We start from the raw sequence: 12,416 nt of genomic DNA on the forward strand, positions 1-12,416 counted from the left end.
TTAAAAACCATTTTACGGAATGTCCAAATGTTCTGTCAATACGTTTACGAATGTTCGTAATGGCGCACCTTCATAATTATCCAACTCCCCAACCAAGATCAGAGCGGCGTTCTTCATCCATGGGTGGTATGGAATGGATAGTTCATAGGGGATTTCTCGGATCAGTTCCGGGGTGTTCTTGATTACCGTATAAGCGTCGCCATCGGCGGCTTTCTTGCCTTCGAAAACTAAGGTACGGTCGTACATTTTTTGCTTGTTTGCCCCGTTTAGTACTACCGGGGCCATGACTACGGAATCTCTGTCGCTACGCAACATCGGCATCAAGGACAGGGTTTGATATCGTCCCACGGAGAGTCCGCAGACACTGATCGTTAGGTCTAGACGCAAGGAGTTGCCCTCCCGCTCGATGCGGTTTTGCTTCAAGGAGACTTGCCCCCGGTAAGATTGTATAGGTACCTGCGCTCCTGCCGGAAAAACAAGGCCGATCACAAGCAAGCATATATAAATGAATGTCTTCATAGATTTATCTCTTTATTTGATGATGTAAACGATACTGATACCCGCCTTTGTTAATCCCCAATACTCGTTGCGGAACTTGCCGATAGGCGCATCTCCTCTAGGAAAAGCGTACTTATCATATTCGAAATGCAAGTATCCGAAACCCGCCGTGAACTCCACGTTCCAACGGGGCGACACGTATAACTGATAACCATAAGAGATACCGCCGCCATAAGCGTTACCGTTATAACTATTCTTTTTCTCCATCCCATACAGGAGCTTCAAACCGGCGAAATCGTAATCCATATACTGGGCATGAACCCCGAAGAAATGTCCGTTGAAACGCTCGTGTATCCAGTAGCGCGCCTCTGGTTGTATCATCCAATGCTTAAAGGACTTATCGCTCGAGAATGTCCAACCGTTATAATACCCCGATGCCTCAACCGACCAATGCTTGTTGAACGCAACCTCCGCCCCTACGTTCGGCGTAGTGATCGCATCATAAAGCACATTGGTCTTCACGGCCACGACCTGTCCTTGAATATCCATAAAGGTTGACAAAAGAAATACTAACAGTAAATATAGTTTATTCATATCTCCCGGTTCATTAGGTTTGTTTATTTAAGAGGCAAAACCGTACAAATATAAATATTATTTATCAGTTCATTTGTACGTTAACTTATATAATATCCATGATTTACGGATGAAAAACGTTATCTTTGTAAAATAAATCCAGAATATGACTCATGAAGGCTAAATATATCGTGATTTTTTTCCTGTCACTCCTTTCGTTTGTCGCTTGCGATAAAGAGGAGGTCGTTATCCCTACTACCGCCCCTCGTACGGTTCTTATCTATTTCGCGGGGGATAATAGCTTGAGTGGATACGTGAGCCAAAACCTGAGGGCGATAAAGGAAGGGATTGAGCGAGATGGATTGAACAACGGCAATTTGTTGATCTATACGGATAAGCAGAACGAGGCTCCCCAGCTTTTTCAATTAAAGCTGGAAGCGGATACCATCCGGCAGATCGTGCTCGAGACCTACGACTCGAACCAGAACTCGGCCTCTACCGAGACGCTGACGCAAATAATCGACAAGGTACAAAAGGAATATCCGGCGGATAGTTACGGGTTGGTGCTGTGGAGTCACGGAACAGGATGGCTGCCTTCTGATATCTATAGTTATTTGCGTTCCTTCGGGCAAGACGGGAAAAATAATTTCATGGAGATCAATGATCTGGCCTCCGCTTTATCGAAGTATCATTTTGATTTTATTTTGTTCGACGCTTGTTATATGTCGTGTGCCGAGGTAGCTTACGCTTTCCGGGGATGTGCGGATTATATTATCGGCTCGCCAACGGAGATATTGGCGAACGGCTTCCCTTATCAATCGATAATGGGGGATATGTTCAAGAAAGAAGCTGATGTGGTGGGGATAGCGACAAAGTTTTATACGTATTATCAAAGTGAGGCAGGAACGATCTCGGTCATGAAAAGCGATGAGTTGGATGAATTGGCTGCTACTTGCCGTACCCTATTCCATGATAAGACGGAAAGAGATCTTTTCGCCGTACCCGTTAGCGAATTGCAGATCATGGAGTATTTGACGCCGAATTATCATGCCTTATATGATTTTGATGATTACGTGAGCCGTCTGGCCACGGAAGAGCAATATAACGCATTCAAGCGGAGCATGGAAAAGGCGGTTATTTACAAGGCTACTACACCCAAGGCGGTTTACGCTTATCCGTATCCGTATGGAAGCTATCTGCCGGTCAATAAATATAGCGGCCTATCTATCTACGTCCCCCAAGAAGCCTTGCCCAAACTAAATGAGTGGTACAAGGATCTTGAGTGGTATAAAGATGTATATCAATGATTAAAACTCATCTCTTAGCCAGCGTTTACCACGAGGGGTATACAGGAATATCAAGAAACCTGCCGCCATTATAGAAATAACCGTAAAGAATACTGCTAATAACATATTTCTCTATTTTAATAATTTATACCCAATCAAAGCAAATACTGTAGCGATAAACGTTCCAGTAAATAAAGAATACCAGAATATAGGAGGTCACAGCATGATATCTCTCGTATCCTCCCAGCGGTTTAATAATGCGCTTCCTACTCCCAATACAAGAGCGGCAAAAGTTAATTTTGACAAATCGAAGAAATACTTTGAAGTATTTTCTCTTCTGTTCTTCATTAAATCCTGAGCCGCTTTTCTTTTTTCAATGTTACCGTTATAGTTACTCATAGCAAAAATACTAATATTATTTCACAAATGAACTTATTTCACTAAAAACACTTCCTTATATCGTTTTACCTGTCCTTGAGGATGAACAAGTTCCGCATAGAAAATATAAACGCCGGTTCTCACCTTGGAACCATTCACCGCAAGGCCGTTCCAAGCCAATTCACCTTCTATCCCTAATAAGTCATGATTTACCACCTCACTGATATGCCTTCCGGAGATATCAAATATCCAGGCCCTACAGGTATAGCCGGATTCATCAAGATGGTAGGAGATCGTATATTCCTTCGTTGCCTCAGAATAAACGGGAGACTCTATGCCCGTGACCTCGCCTTCATCTTGCTTTCCATATTGGGAATTCCGATAGCCGGGCGTACCGTATCCCGCCGTGGCCGAAGCCGAAGTCCAATTCATCTCATCCTGCGTATCGCTATCAGGATTAATCCGCTCCAAGGCAATCCCCTTCTCATTTTTCACGGATGGGGCATGCCATTTAGAGGAATAACGAATCTCATCGATCATAACCTCATCTTCTGTACGAAACAGGACTAGCGTAGCGGAGGTATTTGCCAAGACCGGAAGTTTTAATTCATGCAAAGCATCCGGCGAAGATATCAGATAAAAATCGCTCACTCCTCCCATACTTTTAGTCAGCAACGCATAATCTTGTGGTTCTACCGGAGAGACTATAGAAGATAAAGGATAATGCGTACTCAATGTACCATCGGATTTGCGGGTAGCAACAGACAGTCCAGCCAAAGACAATGTCCGGTCCGAACGATTATAAAGCTCGATATACTCACTCCCTTCCGGGTAAGGATTCGACAACAACTCATTAAAAACGATCTCATTGGGTAAGACTATAATGTCCGTGGGGATACCCGGTTTATGGGGAGTGTCCGGACGATCCGGATCTTCTGGTTCATCGGCAGGAGAAGAGTTTGCGGAACCCGGCGTGCCTCCTCGCTCATCCGTTGATAAATAAAAACCGATTTCAGAACGTTCCCAAGCGATACCGGCTTTCGCTTTCTCATAGGCAATCCGGTCGATCTCCTTACCGGAAGGATCGAATAACGCAAGCTCCTTCCCCGTGTTCGCCAAAGACGCCGGGAATTTATCCAAGGGCATATCTTGTCCCGAATCGTCAATATGTATATCCCTACCAGACCGATAAAGCACGATATATCCATCCGCATCCAAAAGCAAAGCTGTCAATACCGTTGGCTTACTACCATATAAGAATGACCAACCATTTAACTCTATAGCCTTATCCGTCGTATTATAAAGTTCCACATACTCCGTTTCCGGAAAAGCCTTTTGTCCTTTCGGATCAGCCATCACCTCATTAATACGGATACTACCGGCGGGGAAAGAAGGAGTATCCGGCACTTCTGGTTCCTCCGGAGCGTCGGGCTCTTCTTCATATTCTAACCGAATCTCGGTAGAACTCTCCGGAATCTTATTTCCCTCAAGATCCATTAACCCCGAGCACAACAAATCATAACCCATACCAACCTTCAACTCCTTATCAAAGCTGATATTCACATGGATCCGCATATCATCCGCATAGGTCATACGAGAGGCATTACCGATACCCGATATCGAGAATATCGCCTCACGGATATCCACCGGAAGATTATATTGTAATTGGAAAACAGACTCGGTGATCGGTTGGATAGCAAGAAGCCGCGGAAGAACCAACGGCTCATCGGGCTCATTGGGTTCTTCTGGCTCTTCGGGAGTATCCGGCTTCTCTGGTTCGATCGAGATATTATCGGATATAATGATGTAGTTACACGCAAAATCATTTACTCGCGTTTTAGAATAGCGGCATTCAAAACGTAGTTGTCTCCCTTTACATGAAGAAGAAACTTCAGACTCACAACTCCCTATCAAGACAAACCTACCCTTCTCTAGCACATATAAGTTCCATATCTTATGATTTTCTAAAGTAAGTTTCACTTTCAAATCCACGGCTCCCAACAAGACATCGAGCGCTTTCTCTATTAAGATCTTTGGATTCTTCTCCGTTGCGGTATGTTTCCGAAAAGTTATCGTTTTCTTATTACTGCCGATTTGGACATAATAATCGTTTTTTAATCCAAGCATCCTCTGATCATCTAAATAAACATGTAGCCGGATATGGTTTTGATCGCTTGGTTTGAAATCCATCCGAATCTCAAATTCCCATTCCATTGTAGCGGAATAAACGAGAGGAGTTTCTATGGAAACACTTTTCCGGGTAGGATCCGCACGTGAGACCAGCCATCCGTTCTCAATCACAAAGCAATCTAAATCACCCGTCCAAGGGTTATCCGATGTAATCTCCGGTCCATTAAACGGTTCTTTTAACTGGGGATAAGCGCAAAGCGGAAGTAAAAACGCAAGAATTAATAATAATTGTTTCATAGCTATATCGTTTTAGTTATAAATTTCTCTATCTTTGCACCCTAATAAGTTACAACTGTAAATAATAGGGCGCAAAAGGCAAAAATATGAAAGCCCTTTACAGACAGCAAAGTTATAACTATTTTACATTATTCAAATTAAATCAGTGCTCAAAATGAAAGTAGCAATTGTTGGTGTAAGTGGAGCCGTAGGACAGGAGTTCCTGCGTGTACTCGACCAGAGAAACTTCCCGATGGATGAGCTGGTACTTTTTGGCTCATCTCGTAGTGCCGGACGTGTTTATACCTTCCGTGGTAAACAGTATACCGTTAAGGAACTGAAGCATAACGACGACTTTAAGGGAATCGATGTTGCTTTTGTTTCAGCCGGAGGTGGTACTTCCAAGGAGTTTGAGAAGACGATCACGAAACATGGTACGGTGATGATCGATAACTCCAGTGCGTTCCGTATGGACGAGGATGTTCCATTGGTCGTACCGGAAGTAAACCCGGAGGATGCCTTGAATCGTCCTCGTGGCGTGATCGCTAACCCGAATTGTACCACGATCCAGATGGTTGTAGCGTTGAAGGCGATCGAGAACTTATCTCATATCAAGCGTGTTCACGTATCTACTTATCAAGCTGCCAGTGGAGCGGGCGCTACCGCTATGGCTGAGTTGGTAAAACAATATGAGCAATTATTAAAGGGCGAGGAGCCTACAGTAGAGAAATTCGCTTATCAATTGGCATATAACGTAATCCCTCACGTAGACGTATTCACGGAAAACGGCTATACGAAAGAGGAGATGAAGATGTATAACGAGACCCGTAAGATCATGCACTCGGATATCGAGGTGAGCGCTACTTGTGTTCGCGTACCGGTTATGCGTGCGCATAGCGAATCTACTTGGGTAGAGACAGAGCGTCCGATCAGCGTGGAAGAGGCTCGCAAGGCTTTCGCCGAGGCTGAGGGTGTGGTATTGCAGGATGAACCGGCAAACAAGGATTATCCGATGCCGTTGTTCGTAGCGGATCACGATCCGGTTTACGTAGGCCGTATCCGTAAGGATATCAGCAACCCGAATGGTTTGACATTCTGGACTGTGAGCGACCAGATCAAGAAAGGCGCCGCTTTGAACGCCGTACAAATCGCCGAGTACTTGCTAAAGGTGGGTAATATCAAATAACAGACAACTTTGTAAATTCTATATATGCGGAAGCGGGATCAAGAGAACACTCTTATCCCGCTTTTTTATGCTTAGCGTAATTCCTCCATGCCTTCTCAAAACATATAAATCAATACGCCCAATACCCGATGGTTGGTTATCGAATGTGTGTCATGAATCCGTCCACCATCCTGCAAATCCACATTACCATACCATGCAATGGAAGGACTGTATTCAATACCCAGTTTCCAGTGCGGGAGGTTATACGAAAGCTGCAGGTTGGTCGTAAATACCTGATCTACGTCCAGACCTACGCCATAGGTTTTGCCTACCAGTGCCTCATTCGCTCCCAAGTTCTTCAAATAGCCTAAGAACAAACCCGGTTTCCATTTCTTTCCGTACACGATATTCAACCAAGAAGTTGAGAAAAGATACGGTGAATATTCCTGTTCGCCGGTACGTAGGTCGATAGAGGTGACGCCGTAACCACCCAACATACAAGTCTGCGTCAAGTTAGAAGCCAGCAATGTTTTCGCCATCACCAACCAATTCGCGTCCTGATATTTCACGTGCGCCTCGCCGGATACGGAAGTAACCCGCTCGCTGACTTTATAAATCTTGCCATCCACCTCGTTCTGCGTTCTCGGCACTAACGACAAGATTTCCATACCGGCTCCTACCTGCCAACCGGGTTTCTTATAATCCACCCCGAGATAGACTTCCGGTACGCAACTGTTCTTGATATATTCCTCACTCTTTCCATTCGGTCCGGCCGATAGATATTGCAACTGCCATAGGACCGACCCGGTCAATTGCCACCCATTGTCCGTATAACGATAACGAATTTGCGGGCTGCGGTTAAACGGTTGGAACGGAGCGCCGGTAGAAAGATTCAACATCTGTGGAAAGACCTCGCCAAATAGCGGATGCCACGTCTGTCCGATCAAGACAGCGGACTTGCCCCAATCCAGATTCACATAGGCATGACGGATACGGAGCACCGCCCAATTGCTACCCGAGCCCCGGAAATCGGCCTCCAGTTTCAAGGAAGTCTTGGCCGACCCAACCTTCGGTCCTTGTATATCGATTCCCAAACGGGAGTAAAGCAGGTAAAAACTACCGTTCGGACTAGCGTTCAAGTCCTTGCCATCCGCATCCAACGCCACGTCCTTCGGATATAGGTGGAACAAACCATCCACGATCTCGGCATTCGCACGGGAATTATAGAACAAGTCTCCACGTACCTGTCCGTAAAATTTGTAAGAGAAGTTTTTCTTTTGCGCCTGTACGCATACCGCCATACATAGGCCGATCAAAAGAAGCAAGTTGCGTTTCATTTCCATTCCGGTCAATCTATCTTTAAAAATGATACATCATCAAACCTAATATACGATGATTCGTTATCGCATGTGTTTGCTCGATACGTCCGCTCTCTAAGTCGGTCGTGCCATAATAAGCTGTCGCCGGACAATACTCGAAACCGAACTTCCAATGCGGTAAATTATACGATACGTTTAAGCTGACGGTTATTAATTGATCGATATCCAATCCCATACCATACACCTTATCCGCTGAGACCAAGGACTTCCCGGTTCCCAAATTCTTCGTATATCCGACGAAAACACCCGGTCTCCATTTCGTTCCGTAGGCGAAATTCACCCATGTCGTAGAATGGCGAAAAGGCGTATATCCCTGTTCGCCCGTACGGGAGTCCACCGAACTCACCCCGTAACCGCCCAATAAAGCGGTATGATCCAAGGCAGAAGCCATCAAGGTTTTCGCCGCAAAGGTATAGTTTCTTCCGCTATACTTCAAATGTGCCTCGTAAGAGAATGCGGTCATTCGCTCGTTCACCTTAAAAGTTTGCTCCTTCCATTCCGTGGAAGTACGGGGTTTTAAGGAGATCATATGAGCGCCGAGCCCCATCAACCAACCATCCGCAGGGGTAAAATCCGCCCCCACGAACATCTCCGGAATGCAGCTATTCTTGATATAATCCTCGCTCATGCCTTTCGGTCCGCTGGAAAGGTATTGTAATTGCCACAACACGGAAGCCGTCAATTGTACCCGGCTATTCGCCTTATACTGGTAACGGATCTGAGGGCTACGGTTGAAAGGCTGGAACGGCGCTCCGGTGGAAAGATTCAAGACATCCGGCATCACGGCGCCAAACAAGGGATGCCACGTGATCCCTACTAATACCGCCGATTTTCCCCAATCCAAGTTTACGTATGCCTGCCGGATACGTAACATCGTATTACTACCGGAAAAACCGCCGAAGTCCGTCTCTATCTTAGCGGAGGAACGAGCCTTGCCAATATCGGGACCCGTCACGTCCAAACCCAAGCGGGAAGTGAACGTATAGAAACTGCCATTCGGCGTGGCGTTCAAATCCTTGCCATCCGCATCAAAACTCTTATCCAAAGGATAGAGATAAAAGTTCCCATCGATCGGAGCCATATTAGCCCGGGAATTGTAGAAAAGATCTCCACGGACGAAGCCGTAGAATTTGTAAGTGAAGTTTTTTCTTTGCGCTGTCGTAGAAAATAAGGCTAGCATCCCCACGAGCAACAGGGTAATCCGTCTCATTATAATTCAGTTTGTTATTTTTCTTACCTTATAAGCTGCGAATGTATATATTTTTATGGATTCAATTTGAGGAAACGAAATATTATTTGTTCCTTTGCTTCCAAGTTGTAAGCCTTAATGGTCAAATTAGATTAATATTGTAAACACCAGATAAAGAAAATGAGTACTAAAAAGTTTTTGCTAGAAGAAAAAGATATACCTACGGCATGGTATAATATCGTAGCGGATATGAAGAACAAACCGCTGCCAATCTTAAATCCACAAACTAAACAGCCCTTAAAGGAGGAAGATTTATATCCTCTATTCTCGAAAGGCGTCTCTCATCAAGAAATGAACACGACAGACGCATGGATCGAGATCCCCGATGAAGTACGCGAGCTTTATAAGGTATGGCGACCGACTCCGTTAGTTCGTGCCACCGGATTGGAAAAAGCTCTGGATACGCCCGCTCATATCTATTTCAAGAACGAGAGTGTAAGCCCGATCGGTTCACATAAGTTGAATTCGGCTTTGGCTCAGGCTTATTATTGTAAACAAGAGGGTACGACAAATATCACGACCGAGACAGGCGCCGGACAATGGGGTGCCGCTCTTTCTTACGCGGCAAAAGCTTTCGGCTTGGAACTTGCCGTTTATATGGTAAAGGTTAGTTACCACCAGAAGCCCTACCGTCGTTCGATCATGCAGACTTTCGGAGCGCAAGTGATCGCCTCCCCGAGTATGAGTACGAAAGCCGGACGTAAGATCTTGACAGACCATCCTAATTATCAAGGTAGTCTAGGTACCGCTATCTCCGAGGCGGTAGAGTTGGCCATGCAGACACCGAACTGTAAATATACATTAGGTAGCGTATTAAACCACGTTATGCTGCATCAGACCGTTATCGGACTGGAAGCCGAGAAACAAATGGAAATGGCTGGCGAGTACCCCGATGTCGTTATCGGTTGTTTCGGTGGTGGTTCCAACTTCTCCGGTATCACATTCCCATTCCTGCGCCATAAACTAACGGAAGGTAAGGATATCCGGGTTATAGCAGCGGAACCGGCATCTTGCCCGAAACTTACAAGAGGGCAATTCCAATATGACTTCGGAGATGAGGCTGGCTATACCCCGCTAATCCCGATGTTTACGTTGGGACATAATTTCTCTCCAGCGAATATCCATGCGGGAGGTTTGCGTTATCATGGCGCCGGCTCCATCGTCAGCCAGTTGATGAAAGACGAATTGATGAGCGCCGTGGATATCAAGCAATTGGATACCTTCAAGGCCGCTACCTTATTCGCACAAGCGGAAGGAATCATACCGGCCCCGGAATCATCCCACGCTATCGCCGCGGCTATCCATGAGGCAGAGCAAGCCAAGATCGAAGGTAAACCTCGTACGATCTTGTTCAACTTATCGGGGCACGGCTTGATCGATATGGCCGCCTACGACCAATATCTATCCGGTGATCTAACAAACTATGAGGTAACGGATGAGGAAGTAGCTAACAATTTGAAAGATTTGGAGAAAATCATCTGATAAAAACAAGAAAAGGGGCGATACCAAATCGCCCCTTTCCCCTATTTGTCTATGAAAGTCTTAATTTAAAGTATGTATTATGAGAAAATTTCTTCGTAATTAGTACTCGGGATAATCATGTTCTGGACATTTAAGCTAAAGTTTTTCTTTTTCTTATCCCACATACCGTAATTTGTCTTTATCTCTCCACTTTGATCATCATATTGATAAGTGATCTGATAGAATGGAACCCATTCGTCGTTTGTCCGATCCCAACGAAACGCTTTCTTCTCGGAAACCTTGCCGTTCTCGTTGTACTGGAACTCATATCTTACCTGTTTGTTCAACAGTCCGTTTTCCTGTAAGAATACCACTTTAGAAATAATCTTACCATTCTCCTCTTTTGTATCATATAGATAATCTTTAGGAGACGCTGCGCTTATCGCTAAACTACACATGAAAGTAAAAACTAGCGCAAGAATACTTTTACCCCAAACTGATGTCTTCATACTATTTTAATTTATAAGGTTACTATCATTTTGTACCGCGAAGTAAGGAAGTTTCCCGACAATCACCAAAAGCAAAGTGACAAATCGTTAGCAATATCACAATATTTAACACATTCAAGACCTTCATTCCCTTCGATTCCCCTATGTTTACTGACATATTGTAAACCAAATCGTAAGTTCCCCCGATTTTTAAATATCTATTATTTACCACCAGCCGGATGTAACTTTCAAAAGAAAACTTTAGACACCGCTTTTTTAATAAATTAAAAATCTATTGATTAATAAATATATTCTTACCTTTGCGAAGGTAGAATGCAAATTGAATTCTACAGAACCTAAAATCCTCCGTAAAATGAAAACGACCGCCATCTTATTTCTTGCCTATCTGGCTTTATGCGTTCAGTGCTCAGTGCCGGAAAACAAGAGCACGAAAAAAGAGATTAGTACTCAGCCGATAAAGGTGGGTGTATTCGATGGGCATGGAGGAGCACAGACCTGTATTTGGGAAACTGTCGCCGCTATCCGGCTGGACCCGGAAATGGAGGTATGTACCATTACTACAGCAGATATAGCTAATAATGTGCTCGATTCGATCGACGCTATTATTATCCCGGGAGGAAGTGGCAAAAGTCAGTACTTAAACCTAGGGACCTTAAATCAACAACGTATCAAGGACTTCATCGCTAAAGGTAAAGGGGCTGTCGGGATCTGTGCCGGAGCCTATCTATTCTCGAATACTCCCGATTACACCTGTATACAGCTAAATGGACAGCAAGCGATCGACATCGAGCATGACAACCGAGGGCATGGATTAGCGAAATTCACCTTATGCGAGGAGGGTAAGAAGATATTCCCCGAATTAGCCGACCGCGATACGAGTTTCGTCATTTACTATGAGGGACCGGTATTTATAAACAATCCGGCTGATACGATCCAAAGCAACACGCTTGCCATCATGGAAAGCGATGTGCATGAGGAAGGAAACGCCCCGGCTAATATGACAAACGGTAAGCCATTCTTCGTAGCCAATAACTACGGGAAAGGGCGTGTTTTTAGTTCCATTGCCCACCCCGAAGGTACTCCCGGCATGATGTGGATGATCCCCCGGATGGTACGTTGGACCTTGAATAAGCCTTTTATCCCTTATCAATCCTCCGCCGTACGTCCAGACCTGTTCAATCATGAATCATTAATGGCTACCGATGATTTAAAGCAGGAAGAAAAAGCCTTTCAAATCCTTTTAAGCGGAGAAAGCGAGCAAAAGGTTGCCGCCTTGGATTGGCTGGAAGCACATCATTCATGGGACGCCAAACGATGGGTACAAGGATTGCTTTATGACGCTTCACCCGCCGTCCGTATCCGGGCAGCCCGGTATATAGCGGATACCCATTACTTACCTTTCTTACCCAATTTACAGGCGGCCTACCGGACAGAAACCGATAAGGCGACCCAAGAAGAGTTAAAGACGCAGCTGGAGAAACTAACAGCCCTACTTCCTTAGGCTAGGGAGAT

The 12,416-nt window shown here is 45.0% G+C and carries 11 protein-coding genes; 4 read left to right on the forward strand and 7 right to left on the reverse strand.

Translation table 11 applies throughout. The features are described 5' to 3' along the window. Positions 1–12: 12 nt before the first annotated feature. Together D7V92_RS01385 and D7V92_RS01390 are read right to left on the reverse strand one after the other, a co-directional pair. Positions 13–519 (reverse strand): DUF3868 domain-containing protein, encoded by a 507-nt coding sequence (locus D7V92_RS01385; protein ID WP_121772117.1) that lies wholly within the window; start codon positions 517–519, stop codon positions 13–15. A gap of 12 nt (positions 520–531) precedes the next feature. After that, positions 532–1,092, reverse strand: coding sequence for a DUF3575 domain-containing protein (locus D7V92_RS01390; protein WP_005863367.1), 561 nt, complete (start codon positions 1,090–1,092; stop codon positions 532–534). Positions 1,093–1,244: 152 nt separating this feature from the next. Here D7V92_RS01390 and D7V92_RS01395 point away from each other — a divergent pair, with 152 nt between their 5' ends. Further along, positions 1,245–2,378 (forward strand): clostripain-related cysteine peptidase, encoded by a 1,134-nt coding sequence (locus tag D7V92_RS01395; protein ID WP_005863369.1) that lies wholly within the window; start codon positions 1,245–1,247, stop codon positions 2,376–2,378. A gap of 195 nt (positions 2,379–2,573) precedes the next feature. Here the strand turns inward: D7V92_RS01395 and D7V92_RS01400 are convergent, their stop codons facing one another. Both D7V92_RS01400 and D7V92_RS01405 read right to left on the reverse strand, forming a co-directional pair. Further along, on the reverse strand, positions 2,574–2,756 hold the full coding sequence (locus tag D7V92_RS01400) for a hypothetical protein (protein ID WP_036616268.1): 183 nt from the start codon (positions 2,754–2,756) through the stop codon (positions 2,574–2,576). Positions 2,757–2,789: 33 nt separating this feature from the next. Further along, entirely contained in the window at positions 2,790–5,162 is a 2,373-nt protein-coding gene (locus D7V92_RS01405) for a lamin tail domain-containing protein (RefSeq protein WP_121772118.1), read from the reverse strand. A gap of 154 nt (positions 5,163–5,316) precedes the next feature. Here D7V92_RS01405 and D7V92_RS01410 point away from each other — a divergent pair, with 154 nt between their 5' ends. Next, positions 5,317–6,327: an aspartate-semialdehyde dehydrogenase gene (locus D7V92_RS01410; RefSeq protein WP_005859941.1), complete on the forward strand. Its 1,011-nt coding sequence runs from the start codon at positions 5,317–5,319 to the stop codon at positions 6,325–6,327. A 95-nt stretch (positions 6,328–6,422) separates the two neighbouring features. Here D7V92_RS01410 and D7V92_RS01415 read toward each other — a convergent pair whose 3' ends face one another. Then, positions 6,423–7,643: a DcaP family trimeric outer membrane transporter gene (locus D7V92_RS01415; protein WP_196006624.1), complete on the reverse strand. Its 1,221-nt coding sequence runs from the start codon at positions 7,641–7,643 to the stop codon at positions 6,423–6,425. Between the two features lie 22 nt (positions 7,644–7,665). Further along, positions 7,666–8,895, reverse strand: a complete 1,230-nt coding sequence (locus D7V92_RS01420) for a DcaP family trimeric outer membrane transporter (RefSeq protein ID WP_121772120.1) — start codon at positions 8,893–8,895, stop codon at positions 7,666–7,668. Between the two features lie 159 nt (positions 8,896–9,054). Between D7V92_RS01420 and D7V92_RS01425 the strand changes: the two genes are divergently transcribed. After that, positions 9,055–10,416 (forward strand): TrpB-like pyridoxal phosphate-dependent enzyme, encoded by a 1,362-nt coding sequence (locus D7V92_RS01425; RefSeq protein WP_121772121.1) that lies wholly within the window; start codon positions 9,055–9,057, stop codon positions 10,414–10,416. 77 nt (positions 10,417–10,493) lie between these two features. Here D7V92_RS01425 and D7V92_RS01430 read toward each other — a convergent pair whose 3' ends face one another. Then, entirely contained in the window at positions 10,494–10,904 is a 411-nt protein-coding gene (locus tag D7V92_RS01430) for a DUF3836 domain-containing protein (protein WP_005859949.1), read from the reverse strand. Positions 10,905–11,256: 352 nt separating this feature from the next. On the opposite strand from D7V92_RS01430, the gene D7V92_RS01435 reads away from it, so the two are divergent. Next, positions 11,257–12,405, forward strand: a complete 1,149-nt coding sequence (locus D7V92_RS01435; RefSeq protein WP_005863380.1) for a BPL-N domain-containing protein — start codon at positions 11,257–11,259, stop codon at positions 12,403–12,405. Positions 12,406–12,416: the final 11 nt, after the last annotated feature.

Origin of the sequence: Parabacteroides sp. CH2-D42-20 (assembly GCF_003670185.1) — a bacterium.
Taxonomy (GTDB): Bacteria; Bacteroidota; Bacteroidia; order Bacteroidales; family Tannerellaceae; genus Parabacteroides; species Parabacteroides distasonis.

Bases quoted from the DNA above. Each gene is read 5' to 3' on its own strand.
- D7V92_RS01420 (WP_121772120.1), bottom strand. From the start codon at position 8,895: ATGAGACGGATTACCCTGTTGCTCGTGGGGATGCTAGCCTTATTTTCT.
- D7V92_RS01430 (WP_005859949.1), bottom strand. From the start codon at position 10,904: ATGAAGACATCAGTTTGGGGTAAAAGTATTCTTGCGCTAGTTTTTACT.
- D7V92_RS01405 (WP_121772118.1), bottom strand. From the start codon at position 5,162: ATGAAACAATTATTATTAATTCTTGCGTTTTTACTTCCGCTTTGCGCT.
- D7V92_RS01425 (WP_121772121.1), top strand. From the start codon at position 9,055: ATGAGTACTAAAAAGTTTTTGCTAGAAGAAAAAGATATACCTACGGCA.
- D7V92_RS01415 (WP_196006624.1), bottom strand. From the start codon at position 7,643: ATGAAACGCAACTTGCTTCTTTTGATCGGCCTATGTATGGCGGTATGC.
- D7V92_RS01435 (WP_005863380.1), top strand. From the start codon at position 11,257: ATGAAAACGACCGCCATCTTATTTCTTGCCTATCTGGCTTTATGCGTT.
- D7V92_RS01395 (WP_005863369.1), top strand. From the start codon at position 1,245: ATGAAGGCTAAATATATCGTGATTTTTTTCCTGTCACTCCTTTCGTTT.
- D7V92_RS01400 (WP_036616268.1), bottom strand. From the start codon at position 2,756: ATGAGTAACTATAACGGTAACATTGAAAAAAGAAAAGCGGCTCAGGAT.
- D7V92_RS01390 (WP_005863367.1), bottom strand. From the start codon at position 1,092: ATGAATAAACTATATTTACTGTTAGTATTTCTTTTGTCAACCTTTATG.
- D7V92_RS01385 (WP_121772117.1), bottom strand. From the start codon at position 519: ATGAAGACATTCATTTATATATGCTTGCTTGTGATCGGCCTTGTTTTT.
- D7V92_RS01410 (WP_005859941.1), top strand. From the start codon at position 5,317: ATGAAAGTAGCAATTGTTGGTGTAAGTGGAGCCGTAGGACAGGAGTTC.